At 62.7% G+C, this 20,050-nt stretch carries 20 protein-coding genes; 16 read left to right on the forward strand and 4 right to left on the reverse strand.

Going from position 1 to position 20,050, the window contains the following annotated elements; genetic code table 11:
* Positions 1 to 24: 24 nt before the first annotated feature.
* From LB571_RS08320 to LB571_RS08350, 7 genes are all read left to right on the forward strand, one after another.
* Entirely contained in the window at positions 25 to 1,197 is a 1,173-nt protein-coding gene (locus tag LB571_RS08320) for an acyl-CoA dehydrogenase family protein (RefSeq protein WP_140714003.1), read from the forward strand.
* Between the two features lie 34 nt (positions 1,198 to 1,231).
* Entirely contained in the window at positions 1,232 to 2,440 is a 1,209-nt protein-coding gene (locus tag LB571_RS08325) for an acetyl-CoA C-acetyltransferase (RefSeq protein WP_140878249.1), read from the forward strand.
* Between the two features lie 13 nt (positions 2,441 to 2,453).
* Complete coding sequence (locus tag LB571_RS08330; protein ID WP_140614746.1) at positions 2,454 to 4,673, forward strand: 3-hydroxyacyl-CoA dehydrogenase NAD-binding domain-containing protein; 2,220 nt, start codon at positions 2,454 to 2,456, stop codon at positions 4,671 to 4,673.
* A gap of 9 nt (positions 4,674 to 4,682) precedes the next feature.
* Positions 4,683 to 4,886 carry a hypothetical protein gene (locus LB571_RS08335; protein ID WP_224593633.1) on the forward strand — a complete coding sequence of 68 codons (204 nt, stop codon included), beginning with the start codon at positions 4,683 to 4,685 and terminating at the stop codon, positions 4,884 to 4,886.
* A gap of 143 nt (positions 4,887 to 5,029) precedes the next feature.
* The gene (locus tag LB571_RS08340) at positions 5,030 to 5,335 is read left to right on the forward strand and encodes a hypothetical protein (RefSeq protein ID WP_015319306.1); all 306 of its coding nucleotides are present in this window, start codon (positions 5,030 to 5,032) and stop codon (positions 5,333 to 5,335) included.
* 138 nt (positions 5,336 to 5,473) lie between these two features.
* Positions 5,474 to 6,109 (forward strand): helix-turn-helix transcriptional regulator, encoded by a 636-nt coding sequence (locus LB571_RS08345; RefSeq protein ID WP_015319305.1) that lies wholly within the window; start codon positions 5,474 to 5,476, stop codon positions 6,107 to 6,109.
* Positions 6,110 to 6,118: 9 nt separating this feature from the next.
* A complete protein-coding gene (locus LB571_RS08350) occupies positions 6,119 to 6,991 on the forward strand; it encodes a thermonuclease family protein (protein ID WP_348643280.1) in 873 nt (290 codons plus the stop codon).
* On the opposite strand, the gene LB571_RS08355 is transcribed toward LB571_RS08350, so the two are convergent.
* Complete coding sequence (locus tag LB571_RS08355) at positions 6,957 to 8,603, reverse strand: lysine--tRNA ligase (RefSeq protein WP_015319303.1); 1,647 nt, start codon at positions 8,601 to 8,603, stop codon at positions 6,957 to 6,959. The genes LB571_RS08350 and LB571_RS08355 overlap by 35 nt on opposite strands.
* A gap of 156 nt (positions 8,604 to 8,759) precedes the next feature.
* Between LB571_RS08355 and LB571_RS08360 the strand changes: the two genes are divergently transcribed.
* Entirely contained in the window at positions 8,760 to 9,173 is a 414-nt protein-coding gene (locus tag LB571_RS08360; protein WP_015319302.1) for a tellurite resistance TerB family protein, read from the forward strand.
* 39 nt (positions 9,174 to 9,212) lie between these two features.
* Here LB571_RS08360 and LB571_RS08365 read toward each other — a convergent pair whose 3' ends face one another.
* Entirely contained in the window at positions 9,213 to 10,064 is an 852-nt protein-coding gene (locus LB571_RS08365; RefSeq protein WP_140660677.1) for a transporter substrate-binding domain-containing protein, read from the reverse strand.
* Between the two features lie 258 nt (positions 10,065 to 10,322).
* Between LB571_RS08365 and LB571_RS08370 the strand changes: the two genes are divergently transcribed.
* The 3 genes from LB571_RS08370 (at position 10,323) to LB571_RS08380 (ending at position 12,537) form a co-directional block, all read left to right on the forward strand.
* Positions 10,323 to 11,054, forward strand: a complete 732-nt coding sequence (locus LB571_RS08370) for a helix-turn-helix transcriptional regulator (protein ID WP_041163567.1) — start codon at positions 10,323 to 10,325, stop codon at positions 11,052 to 11,054.
* 98 nt (positions 11,055 to 11,152) lie between these two features.
* On the forward strand, positions 11,153 to 11,791 hold the full coding sequence (locus LB571_RS08375) for an acyl-homoserine-lactone synthase (protein WP_015319299.1): 639 nt from the start codon (positions 11,153 to 11,155) through the stop codon (positions 11,789 to 11,791).
* Positions 11,788 to 12,537 carry an enoyl-CoA hydratase-related protein gene (locus LB571_RS08380; protein WP_140660678.1) on the forward strand — a complete coding sequence of 250 codons (750 nt, stop codon included), beginning with the start codon at positions 11,788 to 11,790 and terminating at the stop codon, positions 12,535 to 12,537. Before LB571_RS08375 ends, LB571_RS08380 begins: the two co-directional genes overlap by 4 nt.
* A gap of 74 nt (positions 12,538 to 12,611) precedes the next feature.
* On the opposite strand, the gene ppk2 is transcribed toward LB571_RS08380, so the two are convergent.
* Positions 12,612 to 13,520, reverse strand: coding sequence for a polyphosphate kinase 2 (gene ppk2, locus LB571_RS08385; RefSeq protein WP_140878245.1), 909 nt, complete (start codon positions 13,518 to 13,520; stop codon positions 12,612 to 12,614).
* A 156-nt stretch (positions 13,521 to 13,676) separates the two neighbouring features.
* On the opposite strand from ppk2, the gene LB571_RS08390 reads away from it, so the two are divergent.
* The 3 genes from LB571_RS08390 to LB571_RS08400 all read left to right on the forward strand — a co-directional run bounded on the left by LB571_RS08390 (position 13,677) and on the right by LB571_RS08400 (position 16,887).
* Positions 13,677 to 14,942 carry an ATP-binding protein gene (locus tag LB571_RS08390; RefSeq protein WP_015319296.1) on the forward strand — a complete coding sequence of 422 codons (1,266 nt, stop codon included), beginning with the start codon at positions 13,677 to 13,679 and terminating at the stop codon, positions 14,940 to 14,942.
* Between the two features lie 114 nt (positions 14,943 to 15,056).
* Positions 15,057 to 15,782, forward strand: coding sequence for a phosphate signaling complex protein PhoU (phoU, locus tag LB571_RS08395; protein WP_015319295.1), 726 nt, complete (start codon positions 15,057 to 15,059; stop codon positions 15,780 to 15,782).
* Positions 15,783 to 15,879: 97 nt separating this feature from the next.
* Positions 15,880 to 16,887, forward strand: a complete 1,008-nt coding sequence (locus LB571_RS08400) for a magnesium and cobalt transport protein CorA (RefSeq protein WP_015319294.1) — start codon at positions 15,880 to 15,882, stop codon at positions 16,885 to 16,887.
* Positions 16,888 to 16,965: 78 nt separating this feature from the next.
* On the opposite strand, the gene LB571_RS08405 is transcribed toward LB571_RS08400, so the two are convergent.
* Positions 16,966 to 17,484 (reverse strand): GcrA family cell cycle regulator, encoded by a 519-nt coding sequence (locus LB571_RS08405; RefSeq protein WP_140821329.1) that lies wholly within the window; start codon positions 17,482 to 17,484, stop codon positions 16,966 to 16,968.
* Between the two features lie 356 nt (positions 17,485 to 17,840).
* Here LB571_RS08405 and LB571_RS08410 point away from each other — a divergent pair, with 356 nt between their 5' ends.
* Positions 17,841 to 19,040 carry an aspartate aminotransferase family protein gene (locus LB571_RS08410; protein WP_015319292.1) on the forward strand — a complete coding sequence of 400 codons (1,200 nt, stop codon included), beginning with the start codon at positions 17,841 to 17,843 and terminating at the stop codon, positions 19,038 to 19,040.
* Between the two features lie 16 nt (positions 19,041 to 19,056).
* The gene (argF, locus tag LB571_RS08415) at positions 19,057 to 19,968 is read left to right on the forward strand and encodes an ornithine carbamoyltransferase (RefSeq protein ID WP_140660683.1); all 912 of its coding nucleotides are present in this window, start codon (positions 19,057 to 19,059) and stop codon (positions 19,966 to 19,968) included.
* The last annotated feature ends 82 nt before the right edge of the window (positions 19,969 to 20,050 follow it).

Raw genomic sequence — 20,050 nt, forward strand, 5'->3', positions numbered from 1 at the left:
GTCTGTCGATACGCGGAGGAAATCGTGGCGACAAATCCCGCCGAAGTGCTCTCTTTGCCGAAACCAGCCTGGGCGGCCGACGAGGTCGGCATGCTCTACGACATGGCTAGCCGCTTCATGTCGGAGGAGATCGCACCGCGCTACGACGAGTTCGAGAAGAACGAGATGGTCGACCGCGAAAGCTGGTTGAAGGCTGGTTCCGCCGGCCTGCTCTGCGCGTCCATGCCGGAGGAATATGGCGGCTCCGGCGGCACCTTCGCGCATGAGAGCGCCATCATCGAGGCGATCGGCCATGTCGGCGTCGACGGTTTCGGCATCGGCCTGCACAATTCGATCGTCGCCCCCTACATCCTCCATTACGGCTCGGAAGAGCAGAAGAAGAAATGGTTGCCCAGGCTCGCCACCGGCGAACTGATCGGCGCCATTGCCATGACCGAGCCCGGCGCCGGTTCCGACCTGCAGGGTGTCAAGACCCGTGCCGAGAAGGACGGCAACCAGTACAAGATCAACGGCTCCAAAACCTTCATCACCAACGGCCAGCTGGCGAACTTCATCATCGTCGTCACCAAGACCGATCCGGAGAAGGGCGCCAAGGGCACATCGCTGATGGTCATCGAGACCGACGAGGTCGAGGGGTTCGAACGCGGCCGCAACCTCGACAAGATCGGGCTGAAGGCCAACGACACGTCGGAGCTGTTCTTCAACGACGTGCGTGTACCGACCTCCAATCTGCTCGGCCATGAAGAGGGACAGGGTTTCGTCCAGCTGATGCAGCAATTGCCTCAGGAGCGGCTGCAGATCGGCACCGGGGCGATCGCCATGATCGAGCGGGCGCTGGCGCTGACCATCGACTACGTCAAGGAACGCAAGGCCTTCGGCAAGGCGATCATCGATTTCCAGAACACACAATTCAAACTGGCGGAGCTGAAGACCGAGGCCACCATCGGCCGCGTCTTCTACAATGACTGCGTCACCCGCCACATCAATGGCGGCCTCGATCCGGTGACCGCTTCGATGGCCAAGTACTGGCTCTCCGACCTCCAGGGCAAAGTCGTCGACGAATGCCTTCAATTGCATGGCGGCTATGGCTACATGAATGAATATCCGATCGCCCGCATGTTCCGCGACGCTCGCGTCCAGCGCATCTATGGCGGCACCAACGAGATCATGAAATTGCTGATCGGACGCTCGCTCTGAGCAGCTTTTCAGCGAACCCCAGGGAGCATGAAAAATGACCGAAGCTTATGTCTATGACGCCGTGCGCACGCCGCGCGGCAAGGGCAAGAAGGACGGATCGCTGCACGAAGTGCCGGCGGTACGGCTCGCCGCCAGGACGCTCGAGGCCCTGCGCGACCGCAGCGGGCTGGACACTGCAAACGTCGACGACATCATCTTCGGCTGCGTCGACCCGGTCGGCGAGGCGGGTTCCGTCATTCCACGCGCCGCAGCATTCGAGGCCGGCTACGACACCAAGGCACCCGGCATGCAGATCTCGCGCTTCTGCGCCTCCGGCTTGGACGCCATCAATTTCGGCGCCGCCAAGATCGCGCAAGGCGCCGATGAAATCGTCATCGCCGGCGGCGTCGAATCCATGTCGCGCGTCGGCATGGGCATGTCCGGCGGCGCCTGGTTCATGGATCCTTCGGTCGGCCTGCCCGGCTGGTTCGTGCCGCAAGGCATTTCGGCCGACCTGATCGCCACCAAATACGGCTTCTCGCGCGACGACGTCGACGCTTACGCGGTCGAGAGCCAGAAGCGCGCCGCGAAGTCGTGGGCCGATGGCCGCTTCAAGAACTCGGTCATCCCGATCAAGGACCAGAATGGTCTCACCATTCTCGACCATGACGAGCATATGCGGCCGTCGACCGACATGCAGTCGCTCGCCTCGCTCAACCCGTCCTTCGTCATGCCCGGTGAAATGGGCGGCTTCGACGCGGTGGCGGTGCAGAAGCATCCGGAGGTCGAGGAGGTCAACCACGTCCACCACGCCGGCAACTCGTCCGGCATCGTCGATGGCGCGGCGGCCGTGCTGCTCGGCTCGAAGAAGGCCGGCAAGGCGATGGGCCTGAAGCCGCGCGCGCGCATCCGCACCTTCGCCAACATCGGCTCCGAGCCGGTGCTGATGCTGACCGGTCCGGTCGATGTCACCGAGAAACTGCTGAAGCGCGCCAAGATGAAGCTGTCGGATATCGACCTGTTCGAGCTGAACGAGGCTTTTGCCTCGGTGGTGCTGCGCTACATGCAGGCTTTCGAAATTCCGCACGACAAGATCAACGTCAATGGCGGCGCCATCGCCATGGGTCATCCGCTCGGTGCCACCGGCGCGATGATCCTCGGCACCGTGTTGGACGAACTCGAGCGGCGCGACCTCAACACCGCGCTGGTGACGCTCTGTATCGGCGCCGGCATGGGCACTGCAACCATCATCGAACGCGTCTGACGGGGAGAGAACGATGAGCTACACCAATTTCACCCTCGACATCGACGCCGATGGCATCGCCTTGGTCACCTGGAACAGCCCGGACCGCTCGATGAACGTCTTCACCGAAGAGGTGATGCGCGAGCTGAACGATATCGTGGACAAGGTGGCCGGCGACGCCGCCATCAAGGGCGCGGTGATCACCTCCGGCAAGGACACCTTCTCCGGCGGTGCCGACATCACGCTGTTGCAGAGGATGCTGACCACCTTCGCCACCGACAAGGTCAAGGATGTCGAAAAGGCGACCAAGGCGCTGTTCGACAATGCCGGCATCATGACCGGCCTGTTCCGCAAGCTGGAAACTTGCGGCAAGCCATGGGTCTCGGCGATCAACGGCACCTGCATGGGCGGCGCCTTCGAAATGTCGCTCGCTTGCCATGGCCGCGTCGCGGCCGATTCCGACAAGGTCAGGATGGCACTGCCCGAGGTGAAGATCGGCATCTTCCCCGGCGCCGGCGGCACCCAGCGTGTGCCGCGGCTGACCGACCAGCAGCAGGCGCTGCAAATGCTGACCTCCGGCCAGACCCTGTCGCCGCAGAAGGCGAAGGCGATGGGCCTGATCCATGAGATCGCCGAACCGGCCAAGCTGGTCGAGACCGGCAAGGCAATGATCAGGAACGGCCTCAAGCCGGTGGCGCCGTGGGACGAGAAGGGTTTCAAGCTGCCCGGCGGGCCGGTCTATTCGGCGGCCGGTGCCAATCTGTGGCCGCCGGCCATCGCCATCCTGCGCCGCGAGACCCATGGCAATTACCCGGCCGCCGCGGCGATCCTGAAATGCGTCTATGAGGGCCTCCTGGTGCCCTTCGACACGGCGCTCAGGATCGAGCAGCGCTATTTCACCGAGATCATGCAGACCAAGGAAGCGGCAGCGATGATCCGCTCGCTGTTCGTGTCGCTGCAGGAATTGAACAAGGGCGCACGCCGCCCGGCCGGCGTGCCGGACACCAAGTTCAAGAAGATCGGCATTCTCGGCGCCGGTTTCATGGGCGCGGGCATCGCCTATGTCACGGCCAAGGCCGGCATTCCGGTGGTGCTGCTCGACCGGGACATGGAGGCGGCCGCAAAGGGCAAGGCGCATTCCGACGGCCTGATCTCGGATCAGGTCAAGAAGGGCCGTGCCAAGCCCGAGGACAAGGACAAGCTCTTGTCTCTGATCACGCCGACGGCAGACTATGCCGACCTCGCCGGCTGCGATCTCGTCGTTGAAGCCGTGTTCGAGGATTCCGCCGTCAAGAAGGCCGCCACCGAACAGGCGGAAGCCGTGTTGAAATCGTCGGCGATCTTCGCCTCGAACACCTCGACCATTCCGATCACCGGCCTCGCCAGGAATTCGGCGCGGCCGAAGAATTTCATCGGCATCCACTTCTTCTCGCCGGTCGACAAGATGATGCTGGTCGAGATCATCCTTGGCAAGAAAACCGGCGACAAGGCCTTGGCCACCGCGATCGACTTCGTGCGGGCCATCAAGAAGACGCCGATCGTCGTCAACGACACGCGCGGCTTCTACGTCAACCGCTGCGTGCTGCGTTACATGTCGGAAGCCTACAAGATGCTGATCGAAGGCGTGCCCGCGCCGATGATCGAGAATGCGGCCAAGGCCGCCGGCATGCCGGTCGGTCCCTTGGCGCTGACCGATGAGACGGCCATCGACCTTGCCCAAAAGATCATGAAGCAGACCATCAGGGATCTCGGCGAAAAGGCCGTCGACCCCAGGCAGATGGCGCTGATCAACACCATGGTTGACGATCACGGCCGTTTCGGCCGCAAGAACGGCAAGGGTTTTTACGACTATCCGGCCAAGCCGGCCAAGAAGAAGCTGTGGCCCGGCCTCAAGGACCTTTATCCGCAGCTCGCGGCCGAGAAGGTCGACTATGAGGAGCTGCAGCAGCGCCTGCTGGTCACCATCGCGCTCGAAGCGGCGCGCGTGATGGAAGAGGGCATCGTCACCGATCCACGCGAGGCCGATGTCGGCTCGATCCTGGCCTTCGGCTTTGCGCCCTACACCGGCGGCGCGCTGTCCTACATCGACGGCATCGGCGCCAAACAATTCGTCAAGATCGCCAAGGCGCTGCAGAAGAAGTATGGCGCCGAGTTCAAGGCGCCCAAGCTGCTCCTCGACATGGCCGAGAAAGGTGAGACCTTTTACGAACGCTTCGATCCCTATGCGAAGGGCGATGTGAAGCAGGCGGCCTGACAGAGCGTCATGTATGTCTGGGCGCGCATGCTGGCCACGGCGCGAAGCCGTGGCCCTTACATGATGGGCGGTGAGGGCCGGCCGGCTTTTCGCTGCCTGCCGACCGACTATGACCGCAAGGCGCGCCGCTTCCTCGACATTGACGCGGTTGTCGCCGCACTTGGCCGTGCGGTGAACCGCGGCCACCGACCGAGGCAGAACGCATTTTCATGACATCGCACCAGGGACTGCGCGGCCTGGCCAAATCGTCCGGCTGATCAACCCGTTGGCAAGCAGGATTCGATCGACTTTCCCAAACCAGGCGCGGATGATATATTAGGTATCGCTAACATGATGTTGGCGGAGGAGTAATCATCATGCGTATGATGCTGAGAGTTTCCATCCCGGCCGAGGAAGGCAATAAGGCGATCAAGGACGGCAGCATGGGCAAGATCATCGAGCAAACCCTGTCCGATCTCAAGCCGGAGGCTGCCTATTTTACCGCGGACGGTGGTTGGCGAACGGCCTACCTTTTCCTGGAGGTAAAGGACAGTTCGGACATGCCCTATGTCGCCGAGCGGTTCTTCTTCGCCTTCAATGCCACCGTCGAGCTCATCCCGGTGATGAACGTCGACGAGCTCCAGAAGGGCCTGCCGAGGGCGATGGCGGCATTGGCCGGATAGCCGGCTTCGGCCATGACACTGTGCCGTGGTTGCGGCACACAGCTTTGTTCGTGATCCGCCAGCCCGCTGGTGGACAACTCAGCCGTTGCGCGTTAGACAGGAAGAGGCATTTTTTCCTGTTTCGAAGGAGAGCACGTCATGCTCTCGCACGACCGAGTCTGGGCTGCCATCGATGCTCTTGCCGAGCGCTATTCGCTTTCGGCTTCGGGTCTGGCAAGGCGCGCGGGACTTGATTCAACCGCCTTCAACAAATCCAAACGCTTGTCCTCGGACGGTCGGCCGCGCTGGCCTTCGACCGAATCGCTGGCCAAGATCATCGAGGCGACGGGCGCTTCGCTGGACGAATTCACCGGGCTGATCGAAGGCCGTGGCGCATCGCCCGCCAGCCGGCGCGCGGTGCCGTTGCTCGGCTTCGCCCAGGCCGGCGCCGGCGGCTTCTTCGACGATGCCGGCTTTCCGGCGGGGCAGGGCTGGGATCTCGTCGAATTGCCGGCGCAATCGACCGAAAGTTCCTATGCGCTGCAGGTGCAGGGCGATTCCATGCTGCCGCTCTACCGCAATGGCGACGTCCTCATCGTCGAGCCGGGTGCGGCCACCCGCAAGGGCGACCGCGTCGTCGTCAAGACCACATCGGGCGAGGTGATGGCCAAGGTGCTCGAGCGCCAGACAGTCAAGTCGATCGCGCTGGTCTCGCTCAATCCAGAGCATCCGGACCGCGACATCCCCATGCTCGAGGTCGAGTGGGTGGCGCGGATCGTCTGGGCAAGCCAATAGGTGCAACGGGTGCGACTTCCTCATCTTGTCCTGGCGGTTCTGATGATCCCGGCGATGGCGGCGCTGGTCGTTGCCGGCGGACGCACGCTGAAAGGCAGCGAAAGCACTGTTGCGGTGGATCAGATCGATCCCGGCGCCGACACTACCGCTGAGGCAGATAGGGATGCGACGCCCGAGGAACCGTCCACCTCAGCAATTCGTGCACCGGCGCAGCCACCAAATCCGGCGGTGCATTCGCGGGCGATTGACCCGGACGTGGTCGCGCCGCCGGAACTGCCCACCGGCGAACTCGAGCGGGTCGAGCCGCGTGCGCCGTTGAGCAAGCTGGCGCTCGCCGTGCCGCCCAAGCCTAAAATGCCCGACGACTGGAACGGCACGAAACTGTTCCAGCCGGTAGCTCCGGCCGCCGGCCTGATCGAGGCGAAGGGGTATTCGGTCGCGATTTCCGGCATCGATGTCGTCAGTCAGGACGAGACCTGCACCACCGACGGGAAATCCTGGCCGTGCGGCATCCGCGCGCGCACGGCATTCCGCGCCTTCCTGCGCGGCCGCGCCGTGGTTTGCACGGTGCCGCCGGAAGGCGGACGCGACCGGATTGCGGCGGAATGCCGGATCGGCAAGCAGGACGTCGGTCAATGGCTGGTCGAAAACGGCTGGGCGCGTGCCGCCAAGGGCGGACCCTATGTCGAGGCCGGTGACAAGGCACAAGGCGCGAAGAAAGGCATTTTCGGGTCGGCGCCGAACCTTGCCGGCATCTCGGCGATGCCGGCCGCACCCACCCCAGCGCCTCAGGCGCCGGGCTCGATCCTGGAGGAGGACTCGATCCTGCAAGAGGAGGGCGGCGTCCTCAAGCCAGCTGACCAGCCAGCGCCTTCTGAATGAGCGAGCGGGTCTCGGCGACGCCGTAGAGGGCGGCGAACGACCCGAAGCGTGGGCCACGCTCCTGGCCGATCAGCACCTGGTAGATCATCTGGAAGAAGGCGCCTGAAACACCCGGGCCACCTTCCGGACTTTGCTTGGAATGATCCTGGTAGCGTTCGATCTTGCGCGCCACGTTGAGCGAAGCGTTCTGGATCGCTTCGCCGCTGGCGCCCGCCGGCAAGTCGCCAAGTGCCTTTTCGAGAGCCACCAGCGCTTCCCGCTCGACCTCGTCGGCCGGGCGAAAGGTTTTCGTCGGCTTCACGAAATCGTCGAAGTAGCGGATCGCGTAGCCCGTCAGCCGGTCGAGCTCGGGATGGGTCGCCGGAGTCACACCCGCGACGTGACGCGAGATGAAGCCCCACAGCACCTCCTTGTTCTGCGCATTGGAGGCGCTGACAAGGTTGAGCAGCAACGAGAACGGCACCGGCATGTCGATGGCGGGCGGATTGCCGTCATGCATATGCCAGACCGGGTTGCCCAGCCGCTCCTTCCACTCCTGGCGGGGATAGGCGGCGAGGAAGGTGTAGTATTCGTCCACGGCCCGCGGGATGACGTCGAAATAGAGTTTCTTGGCCTGCCGCGGCCGCTGGTACATGTAGAGCCCGAGGCTCTCGGTCGGCGCATAGGTCAGCCATTCGTCGATGGTCAGGCCGTTGCCTTTCGACTTGGAGATCTTCTGGCCATTCTCATCGAGGAACAGTTCGTAGACGAAATGCTCCGGCGCCCGCCCGCCCAGTATGTTGCAGATGCGGTCATAGACCACTGCATTGGTCTGATGGTCCTTGCCGAACATCTCGAAATCGACGCCGAGTGCCGCCCAGCGCATGCCGAAATCCGGCTTCCACTGCAGCTTCACGCGGCCGCCGGTGACCGGCAGCGTGGTTTCGGTGCCATCATCGTCGAAGGTGATGGTGCCGGCCTTGGCGTCGACATGCTTCATGGGAACGTAAAGCACGCGCCCACTCTTTGGCGAGATCGGCAGGAAGGGGCTGTAGGTCGCCTGCCGCTCGGGTCCGAGCGTCGGCAGCATGACCGCCATGATCTGGTCGTAGCGTTCGGCGGCGCGCAACAGCATCGCGTCGAAACGGCCTGACTTGTAGTACTGCGTCGCACTGGCGAATTCGTAATCGAAGCCGAACGTGTCGAGGAAGCGGCAGAGCATCGCATTGTTATGGTCGGCGAAGCTCGCATAGTCGCCGCCGAAGGGGTTGGGCACCGATGACAGCGGCTTGTGCAGATATGGCTCGAGCGCAGCGCGGTCCGGCACGCTGTCGGGTATCTTGCGCATGCCGTCCATGTCGTCGGAAAAGCACAGCAGCTTGGTCGCGACCTTGTCCTGCGTCAGCACGCGAAACGCATGGCGCACCATCGAGGTGCGCGCCACTTCGCCGAACGTGCCGATATGCGGCAGGCCCGACGGTCCATAGCCGGTCTCGAACAGGATCGTTTCGGGGAAATCGGCGCCCTTGTAGCGTTCGATGATCTTTTTGGCTTCCTCGAACGGCCATGCCTTGCTCTCGGCCGCGGCCGTCAGCAGTTCGGGATTGAGATCGATGATGTTTGATCCCGCCATGTCACAGTTTTCCAGATTGTATCCCGGCAATAGCCGCAAGTGCATTTTCAACCGGTCTCTAGGCGTGCGTGGCCGGAGCGTCAACGCGTCGGGCGCTTTTTCCTTGCGGCCTCAGGCTCCCCTTCCTACCTTCGGAGCCCGTTCAAGGAGCAAAGAATGCTGTCGCCCACCCCGCACGAAGCCCTGATCTATCTGATGGTCATCACTTCGGCCTCCGACCGGGACATGACCGATGTCGAACTGGCCAGGATCGGTGAGGTTGTTCGCTCGTGGCCGGTGTTCGAGGATTTCAAGCAGGACCGGTTGGTTGCCGTGGCCCAGGCCTGCCAGAAGATGCTGCATGAGAAGGGTGGGCTCGAAGGTGTCCTGACCCAGGTCTCGGAGGCGCTGCCGGAGCGGTTGCGCGACACCGCCTATGCCGCGGCCTTCGAAGTGGCCGCCGTCGATCTGGAGATGCGGCTGGAGGAAGTGCGGGTGCTGCAGTTGATCCGTCGCCAGCTCGATCTCGACACGCTGACCGTGGCGGCCATCGGCCGTGCGGCCAAGGCAAGGCTGCGAACTCTGACCTGACGAGGTTACGGCCGGATCAGAAAAGCTGACCGGACCGGATCAGAAGAAACTGACCGGGAAATAGCGCAGGTAGAATTCGGCAAAGGTGCCTTTCATCGAAATCTCTTGCAAAGCGTAGTCGAGGGCCGCGGCCAGCGCCGGATTGTCCGCTCGCGTGGCGATGGCCATGCCGGTGCCCAGATATTCGGGCGCCAGGTAGGGGCCGCCGGCAAAGCGGCAGCAGCCGGCGGCATCGGAGCCGCCGAGCCAGAAGGCGAAGCGCATGCCATCGCCGAAAGCCGCGTCGATCTTGCCGGCCTTGAGGTCGCCATAGAGGGCTTCCGGCTTGTCGAAGGGGACGACCTGGACCGTGCCGAAATAATCGCGCAGCATGCGTTCATGGGCCGAGCCCGATATCACGCCGACTCGCTTGCCGTGCAATTTGTCGAAGAGCGGTTCCGCCAGCGCCTTGTTCTTCGCAGTGATGAAGCGCGCCGGGAACTGCAGGTAGGCGCGCGAGAAGGCGTATGTCTGGCGCGACTGTGACGTCGGGGCAATGCCGGCGATAACAGCTTCACCTTCGCCCCTCTCAAGCGCGCCTTGAAGCTCCGCCCAAGGCAAGGCCTGGATCTGGCATTTGTCGACGATGCCGAGTTCCGCGCAGATGGCGCGCGCCAAGTCGATGTGGAAACCGGACAGCTTCCCCGCGCCGTCGAGGAAATTGAAGGGCGGAAAATCCGTGGTCGTCAGGAACCGCAGCCGCGGCAGCGCCGAAAGGTCGGGCTTGGGAAGCCGCTCCTTGGCATCCCACAACACCGGCACCTGCGGCTCCGCCGCGCCCGCGCCGGAAACCCATGACAATGCGGCGATGAGCGCCGCTGCCAGGACATGGGACCTCCATTGGAACGCCACGATAAAACTCCGCCGCACCCGTGCTCGTGCCGGTTTTGGTACGAAAACGATACAGGCACAATGCTTTTTGATTTCAACGCTTCGATTTCAGGATATGGTTCGGTCGGTTTGCAAACAGCGGTGGCGCCCTGGTGGGAATGCCAGGGTCGAGAACCACAACCGGAAGCGGGCGCTTTGCAATCCGTGGTCGGTGGCGAAGTGCCGGGAAGGCGCGGACCATGGACTTAATGCATGAGGCAACATGGGGTTGATGTTGCGATGAGTCAGTTCGATCGAACGCTGGAATACATAGATCAACTGCAGCACGCCGCAACGGCGGCCGCGGTCTGCGAGAAACTGTTGGGCGTAACGTCGGAGTTCGGCCTGACCGCGCTGATGGCCGGAACCGTTCCGCAGCCGGGCACACCGACGGGCCAGCAGAAGCAGCATGTGCTGCTCTGCGACTGGCCGGTCGAATGGCTCGAGCGCTACGTGACGCGCAACTATGTCGATCACGATCCCGTCGTCAGTCACATGAAACAGCTGCAAGCGCCGTTCCAGTGGCGGGAAGCCGCGCAGGGCATCCGCATCGACAAGAGCAGCGGCGAAGTGATGGGCGACGCCGGCGCCTTCAAGTTGCGCGACGGGCTGGCCTTTCCGTTGATCACGCTCGACGGCGAAATCGTCATGGTGTCGCTGGGGGGCGAGGCCGTGGAACTGTCGGCGGCCGAGTTCGGCCTGGTCTCCCTGGTCTCGACCTATGCCGTCGGCCGCGCCATGCAACTCCACACCATGGCGACCACGACGATCGATCACATCGAGCTGACGCCGCGCGAACGCGAATGCCTGCAATGGGCTGCCGTCGGCAAGTCCGAATGGGAGATTTCCCAAATCCTCGGCATCTCCGAGCACACCTCGGAGAAACATCTTCTTAACGCCAAAAGCAAACTCGGTGCCGTCAACCGGGTCCAGGCAGTCGCCGAGGCGATAAGGCGCGGCTACATTAGCTAGGTCGGCCGTGCAGGCCTAGAACTTCTTGCCTACGTGATCACGCAATTTTCGCATCGAAGCACGGCCGTATCTTCCCCTGAACCACAGGAGACTACGGAATGCTTTTTTGTCTTACGACCAAGGAATTGATGGAACGTCCCGACCTTTGGGAGGCCGTCCATCGGCTGCGCTACCGGATATTCGTCGAGGAGATGGGATGGGAGGACCTTCGGCGCCCCGACGGATTTGAAGTCGACCAGTTCGATCATGACGAGGCGGTGCATCAGATCGTCATCAGGGGCAATGAAGTCGCGGGCTATCAGAGGATGTTGCCGACCACACGGCCGCATTTGTTGACCGAGGTGTTGACCGATCTCTCCGAAGGAACGCCGCCGGCGGGTCCCAACATCTGGGAGTTGACCCGCTACGCGGTGGCTCCGGGTTTTCGCGATGGGCGTCGCGGCGTCTCGACCGTCGGCACGGAATTGATAGCCGGTTTCGTCGAGTGGGGTCTGAAGCGCGGCGTCGACAAGGTGATCATCGAGTTCGAGCCGATGTGGGTGCTGCGCGCATTGCAACTGCACTTCCTGGCGACGCCGCTCGGTTATCAGCGCACCTATGGCAACCAGCAGGTCGTGGCGACGCTGCTCACCTTCAACGAGCACACGCTGGACGTGGTGCGTTCGCGCCGCAATCATCATGCACCCGTCCTGGCCAGGGGATATCCCGACATGTTCGGTCAAAGGAGGGCGTCATGAACGCGCACCCGCAACCCGAACTGCGGAACCACACACTGATCGTCACCGTGTCGTCGAACGACGGCCGGCCGGTGCTCGACCGGAGGGCCTATGAGAGCCTTGCCAGGACGTTCCATGAAGCCGCCGAGAATGACGAGGTGCGGGTTGTCGTGCTGCGCGGTCTGGCCGGCTGCTTCTGCCTTGGTGGTGACTTTTCCGAATTCCTGGATGCCGCCAAGCACCAGAAGCTGATCGCCGCCGTCACCGACATGTTCCGCATGCTGGCGACGTTTCCAAAGCCGATCCTGGCCTGTGTCGACGGCGATGCCGTCGGCGTCGGCTGCACCATCCTGTTCCATTGCGACATGGTGATCGCATCTGAAAAAAGCACCTTCCGGGTGCCGTTCGTCGATTTCGGCCTGGTGCCGGACGCGGCAACCAGCATCCTGGCGCCGCAGAAACTCGGCTATGCCGGTGCTTTCCGCTTCTTCTGTCTCGGCGACACGCTTGTTGCCGAAGACGCCAGGGCGCTCGGCCTCGTTGCCGAGATCGTCGCGGAAGGCAGCGTCGAGGAAGCGGCGCTTGGCCGAGCCAGGCAGCTCGCCAAAAAGCCGGTTGCCGCTTTGCTGCAGACACGCGGCCTGCTCAAGGGGAACACCGCCGCGCTTTGCGAGCGCATCGATGAGGAGATATCGCTGTTCCAGCAGGCGCTGCAGGACGACGCCACGTTGCGACGGTTGCAGCGGATCGCGCGTCTGGCGGCCTGAGTCGAAAAGGCCGAGAGAAAGGACCTGCATCAACCGCGCCGCGCTGCCTTTCTGGCCGCGCGGCGCCAAAAGTGTCAGTCCTGCTTGCCCAGGAATGACGGCCCTTCGCCGATGATCTTCTTGTCTTCCTTGCCGATAGCGTCGAGATCGCGACCCTCGTAGGGCAGCGACAGCAGGATGCGGCGCATCACCGCCAGCCGCGCGCGGCGCTTGTCGTTGGCCCGCACGATCATCCATGGCGCGAACTCCTTGTGTGTGCGCTCGAACATGGTGTCGCGTGCCTTGGTGTAATCGTCCCACTTGGTGATGCCGGCAATGTCGATCGGCGAGAATTTCCAGCTCTTCAGCGGACTGTAGCGGCGATCGTGAAAGCGCTCGAGCTGCGTCTCCCGGCCGATGTTCAGCCAGAATTTGAAGAAATAGATGCCGTCATTGACGATCATGCGCTCGAAATGCGGCGTCTCGTCGAGAAACTTCTCGTGCTGTTCGGGGGTGCAAAAACCCATCACCGGCTCGACGCCGGCACGATTGTACCAGGAGCGGTCGAAGGTGACGAATTCGCCCGCTGTCGGGAAATGGTCGGCGTAGCGCTGGTAATACCATTGCCCCAGTTCCGTCGGGGTTGGCTTGGTGAGCGCGACGTTGCGCGCCGTGCGTGGGTTAAGATACTGGCGCAGCACGAATATCGTGCCGCCCTTGCCGGCCGCGTCACGACCCTCGAACAGCGCCATCATCCGCTTGCCGGTCGCCTGCAGCCATGCCTGCGCCTTGACGAGCTCTATCTGCAATTTCTCGAGCGTCTCGTCATACTCCTCGCTCTTCATCTTCTTGTCGTAAGGATATCCGCCCGCGGTCAGCTTGTTCTCCTCGACCCAGTCCGGAAGCTCGGGATTCTCGATATCGAACTCCCGTTCCTTGCCGCCGATCCTGATTTTCAGCGGGCCTGAGGTTGGAGTGACCGAATTGTCGTTGGCTTTTTTCATGCAGACGAACCCTTTTAAGTGTCTGGACTCATGCTATTGGGAGCCACTACAGCGCCGCGCCTCCGTTTGGACGCGCAAAGGAGGCTGTAGCACTTTTGATTTGCGGTCCAGCGGAAGTTTTCGCCGCCGTCTGACCGGTGGAGGCTGGGCGCGCGAATGACCGAGCTGGGCGCAGAGCAGAAGAGCACGGGGCAAGCTGTGGCCGCTCGGCTGTGGCACAGCCGCTGGCTGCTTGCGGCCGGTGTCGTGGCGGTTCTGATCGCCTTTGGCTTCGCGGGCTTTTCCGCCTACGTGCTGGTGCCAGCGCTGCTCCTGCTGCCGGCCGCGGCAATATTGCCGGTCACCGGCGCCCGCCATTCCGCGGGGAACGCCGCGGCGATCGAGGCGATTGGCTTGCAGCGCCTGTCCGGTGAATATCTGGCGGCCGCCGTGGCCGACCCGCTCATCATCTTCGACCACGCCGCCACCATCGTCCACGCCAACGCCGCCGCCTTTGCCGCCTTTGGCGGCATCGCGCCCGGCATATCGCTGCCGCTGAAATTCCGGGCGCCGGAAATGCAGGCGCTGCTGGACAGTGTGCTGTCGGGCACTGTCGCCTCGGATGTCGTCGACTACACGGAGAAACTGCCTGTCGAACGGGCCTACCGGGTCAGCGCATCCTCGGTCGGGCATGGCACCGATCTTTATGTGCTGGTTTTCAAGGACCAGAGCGAGGCGCGGCGTATCGACCGCATGCGCGCCGATTTCATTGCCAATGCCAGCCACGAATTGCGCACCCCGCTGGCCTCGATCGCGGGCTTCATCGAAACGCTGCGCGGACCGGCCCGCAACGATCCGGCGGCGCGCGAGCAGTTCCTCCAGATCATGCAGAACCAGACCGGCCGCATGGCGCGCCTGATCGACGACCTCCTGTCGCTGTCGCGATTGGAGATGAAGCCCTATCTCAAGCCGGGAACCGAAGTCGATCTGCGCCAGACCGTCGACAGCGTCATCGATTCGCTCGGCCCGCTCGCCCGCGAAAACAATGTCGCCATCGAGCGCGATTTCGCCAAGGGGCCGCTCGATGTGCCGGGCGATCGCGACGAGTTGTTCCAGGTGTTCGAGAACCTTTTGGAAAATGCCTGCAAATACGGCCAGTCGGGCGGTCGTGTCGTGGTGTCGATCGCGCGCGGCGATGATGGTTCCGAACCCGGCATCGACGTCACCATCAGGGATTTTGGTCCCGGCATCCCCGAGGAGCACATACCGCGCATCACCGAGCGCTTCTATCGTATCGATGTCGAGACCAGCCGGACCCAGAAGGGCACGGGGCTTGGCCTGTCGATCGTCAAGCACATCCTGACGCGTCACAACGCCAGGCTGACGATCAGGTCCGAGGTCGGCAAGGGCGCCGCCTTCTCGGTGCATTTGCCGGCGCACTGATACTGCCCTAGTTTTCCACGGGGCCGTTTCTTTTTTCTGTCATCCCGTTAGCGTATCAGCGGGGATTCGAGGAAACGACTCAAAGACAAGATCCCGTGGGAAGGCATTTCATCCATGCAGTCCGTTCACATTGTCAGCGCCTATGACGAGGAACTGAAATATCTTTCGAAGCGCATCGCCGCGATGGGTGGGCACGCCGAGCGCATGGTCGAGCAGGCGGTCGCCGCCCTGGTCAATGCCGATCCGGGGCTGGCTCAGAAGGTCATCCGAGACGACGCCGTCCTGGACGAGGGACAGCGTGAGATCGACGACAAGGCGATCATCATTATCGCCAGGCGTCAGCCTATGGCGACTGACCTGCGCGAGATCGTCGGCGCCATCCGCATTTCGGCCGACCTCGAGCGCGTCGGCGACCTCGGCAAGAACGTCGCCAAGCGGGTGGTTGCCGTTACCGACGGCCGGCAGCCGACCAGCCTGTTTCGCGGCCTGGAGGCTCTGGCCAATTTGGCGCTGACCCAGCTGAAGGAAGTGCTCGACGTCTATGCGTCGCGCTCGGTCGACAAGATCGGCTTCGTGCGCGACCGTGACGACCAGATCGATGCCATGTACACGTCGCTGTTTCGCGAATTGCTGACCTACATGATGGAAGATCCGCGCAACATCACGCCCTGTACGCATCTGCTGTTCTGCGCTAAGAATATCGAGCGGATCGGCGATCACGCCACCAACATCGCCGAGACCATCTACTACATCGTCACCGGCGACCAGATGCCCGCCGACCGGCCGAAAGGCGACAAGACCGACAAGATCGGCCTGCCCGAGGCGCTGCCGGTGAAGTGAACGCACGTCCTCTCGAACGCTTGATCATATTGCGCTAGACTATCCTGAGATAAGCTTGCCGGTTCCCCAGGGAAGGCAACGCTTTCGGGAGGCTGCCATGGAATATGTCCGGGAGTTCAAGGCCTCGCCGCCGACATCGGGCATCATCGCCTGCGGTGTCTATACCGCCGGGCGCCGCATCGCCGATATTCCGATCGAGGAAGCGGGCGAATGGGCCAAGAAGTCGGGACATGTCGTCTGGATCGGGCTGCTTGAGCCTGACCGCGAACTTCTGCTGCGCGTCAAGGCGCAGTTTCATCTGCATGAACTGGCGATCGAGGATGCCGAGCATCCGCACCAGCGGCCAAAGATCGAGCAATATGGCGATGCGCTGTTCATCGTCGCCCGCACGGCGCAGCTGATCGACGGGCGCGTCACCTTCGGCGAGACACACCTGTTTGTCGGCTCAGGCTATATCGTCAGCGTCAGGCACGGTCCTTCGACATCCTATGCCGCCGTGCGGCAGCACTGGGAAAGCTGCCCGCACTCGCTGGCCAAGGGCGAGGACTTCGTCCTCTATGCCATTCTCGACTTTATCGTCGACAATTACATGCCGGTGCTCGAGCAGATCGAGGACGAGGTCGAGGCGATCGAGGACAAGGTCCTGCTGAAGCCGATGACCGGTCCCGACATCGAACGTCTCTACATGCTGCGCCGCGACCTCCTGCGCCTGCGCAACGCGGCATTGCCCCTGGTGGAAGTCTGTCGCCGGCTGACCAGCGCCGACCTACCGCAGATCCATTCGGCCATGCACCCGCTGTTCCGCGACGTGACGGATCACATCCGTACCGTCCAGGAGAAGATCGACAGTCTGCGCGAGGTGCTGGCCTTTGCCTTCGAGGCCAGTCTTCTGGTCGGTCAAAGCCAGGAAACGGCGATCTCCAAGAAACTCGCTTCATGGGCGGCCATCCTGGCGGTGCCAACCGCATTCGCCGGCATCTACGGCATGAACTTTACCGACATGCCGGAGCTGAAGATGGCATATGGCTATCCGATGGTGCTGGCCACCATCGCGCTGATCTGCTGCTTCCTGTATTGGCGCTTCAGGAAGAACGGCTGGCTGTGAGGAAGTCGGTAGTCGGTAGTGAGTAGTCGGTAGTGGTTGGTGGGAGCGCTTGTTTCCTCACTACTCAGTACTCACCGCTTATCTATTCCGCCGCCGCTCCGCCGCCGGCTGGAACGCCACGCGGGCATGGTATTTACAGTAGGGACCGGTTTCAGCGGCTTCGTTGCCGCAGAAATTGAAGTCCTCCGAAAGGGGATCGCCATTCGGCCATTTGCAGGTGCGCTCGGTCAGTTCGACGAGCTGCAGATGCCGTGAGATCGGCACCACGACGTTCTCGACCGGACGGATGTAGTGCCGCGCCACCGGTTCGGCCTCGAATTGCGTCTGAAGAGCCGTCGCGCCGATCGAAGTCGTGACGTGGCGTGCCGTGCTTGCGGCGCGCGCCACCGATTTCTGGACGGTCGATCCCTGCGTAGCCTTCTTCTGGCGCGCCGGCGTCGCTGTTGCGCGACCGCGACCCGACAGCTTCAGCCGGTGCACCTTGCCGATGACGGCATTGCGGCTGACCCCTCCAAGCTGCGCAGCAATCTGGCTTGCGCTCAGACCCTCCGACCACAGTTTTCTCAAGAGTTCTACCCGCTCGTCAGTCCAGTTCATGACCGCGCTCCTTATAAGCGTGCGGCAATCAGAATCCATTCCCGACCCAGCACCACTGCTGGGGCAGACACCACATATATCTGGTGATTAGGTCCGCCGCACGAAATCTAGTTATTTCTCGACTACAACTACTCTATGCGCTGACTCGGTGACAAGAGTCCCAAGTGCAACACGAATCGGTTTTTTCGGTTTTCCCCAACTTGCCCGGTCGCTCATGAGCCGGCGTTGCGTCGGGGAGCTTGCCGCGCGCCACTACGCGACGTTTTCGTTGACTTCATGGCCGAAAAACACGATAAGCCGCAGAAGGCCGCCGCTTTGGCGGCTTTTTTGATTTTCCGGTACCGGAGACGCATATAATGAGCGGTTCGGCGCTTTACGAGACCTTTGCTCGCGCACCCCTGGCCTTCGACCATGGGGAAGGCACTTGGCTGGTTACCGACAAGGGCGAGCGATATCTCGATTTCGCCGGCGGCATCGCGGTCAATTCGCTTGGCCATGGCCATCCGCACCTTGTCGCGGCCCTCACCGAGCAGGCGGCGAAACTCTGGCACGTCTCCAATCTCTATGAGATCCCGGGGCAGAGCAGACTTGGCGAGCGGCTGGCTGATGCCACCTTCGCCGACAAGGTGTTCTTCACCAATTCCGGCGCCGAGGCGCTGGAATGCGCGATCAAGACGGCGCGGCGCTACCACTTCGTCAAGGGACATCCCGAGCGCTTCCGCATCATCACCTTCGAAGGCGCCTTCCATGGCCGCACGCTGGCGACCATCGCGGCAGGCGGCCAGTACAAATATCTCGAGGGCTTCGGACCCAAGGTCGAAGGCTTCGACCAGGTTGGCTTCGACGACATCGACGCCGCCGAGAAGGCGATCACGCCCGAGACCGCCGCGATCCTGATCGAGCCGGTGCAAGGCGAGGGCGGTATCCGCCCAGTACCGACACAGTCGCTCAAGCGGCTGCGGCAGCTCTGCGAACAGCACGGCCTGTTGTTGATATACGACGAGGTCCAGTGCGGCATTGGCCGTACCGGCAAGCTGTTCGCGCATGAGTGGTCCGCGGTGACGCCCGACATCATGGCAATCGCCAAGGGCATTGGCGGCGGCTTCCCGATGGGCGCCTGCCTTGCCACCGACGAGGCGGCCGTCGGCATGACCGCCGGCGTGCACGGCACCACATTCGGCGGCAATCCGCTCGCAATGGCGGTCGGCAACGCCGTGCTCGACGTCGTTCTGGAAGACGGCTTCCTGGAGGATGTCCAGCGCAAGGCGCTGCTGATGAAGCAGGGGCTAGCCTCGATAGCCGACGAATTCCCCGAAATTGTAGAGGATATCAGGGGCACCGGGCTGATGCTCGGCCTCAAATGCGCGATGCCCAACGGCAAGGTGAACATGGCGCTGCGCGACCAGCATTTGCTGGCGGTTCCGGCCGGCGACAACGTCATTCGCCTGCTGCCACCGCTCACCGTCACCGACGCCGAGATTCACGAAGCGCTCAACCGCATCCGCGCCGGCGCCAAGGGCCTGTCGGAGGCGATCGCCTCCGCCGCCGCGAAGTAATCCGGAACCATTCCTGATGTCAGTTCGCCATTTCACCGATCTTTCCACCGTTTCCGAAGGCGATTTGCGCTTCATGCTGGATGATGCGGTGACGCGAAAGGCGCGTCTCAAGGCCGGCGAGCGGAGCAAGCCGCTCGAAGGCAAGGTGCTGGCCATGATCTTCGACAAGCCGTCGACGCGCACGCGCGTTTCTTTCGACGTCGGCATGCGCCAGCTCGGCGGCGAGACCATCATGCTGACCGGCACCGAGATGCAGCTCGGCCGCTCCGAGACAATCGCCGACACCGCCAAGGTGCTGTCGCGCTACGTCGATGCGATCATGATCCGCACCACCTCGCATGAGCGGCTGCTGGAGCTGACCGAGAATGCCACCGTTCCGGTGATCAACGGACTGACCGACGACACCCACCCTTGCCAGCTGATGGCCGACATCATGACTTTCGAGGAGCATCGCGGTCCGGTGGCCGGCAAGACGATTGCCTGGACCGGCGACGGCAACAATGTGCTGCACTCGCTGCTCGAGGCCTCTGCACGGTTCCGCTTCAATCTCAACGTCGCCGTGCCCGAAGGCAGCGAACCGGCGCAGAAGCATGTCGACTGGTCCAAGGCGCATGGCGGCAAGCTGCATTTCACCCGCTCGCCCGAGGAAGCCGTCGACCAGGCCGACTGCATCGTCACCGATTGCTGGGTGTCGATGGGACAGGAACACCGTGCTCGCGGGCACAATGTCTTCTCGCCCTATCAGGTCAACGCGGCGCTGATGGCCAAGGCCAAGCCGGATGCATTGTTCATGCACTGCCTGCCGGCCCATCGCGGCGAGGAAGTGACCGACGAGGTCATCGACGGGCCGCATTCGGTGGTCTTCGACGAGGCCGAGAACCGGCTCCATGCCCAGAAGGCAGTGCTTGCCTGGTGCCTCGGTGCTTGAAGTGTCTTGGTGCTTGAAGTGTCTTGGGGCTTGAAGTGTCTTGGGCGCCCGAAATGCCCAGGCGCCTGAAATGCCCAGGCGC

This window comes from Mesorhizobium sp. BR1-1-4 (assembly GCF_020165375.1).
Lineage (GTDB): Bacteria > Pseudomonadota > Alphaproteobacteria > Rhizobiales > Rhizobiaceae > Mesorhizobium > Mesorhizobium australicum.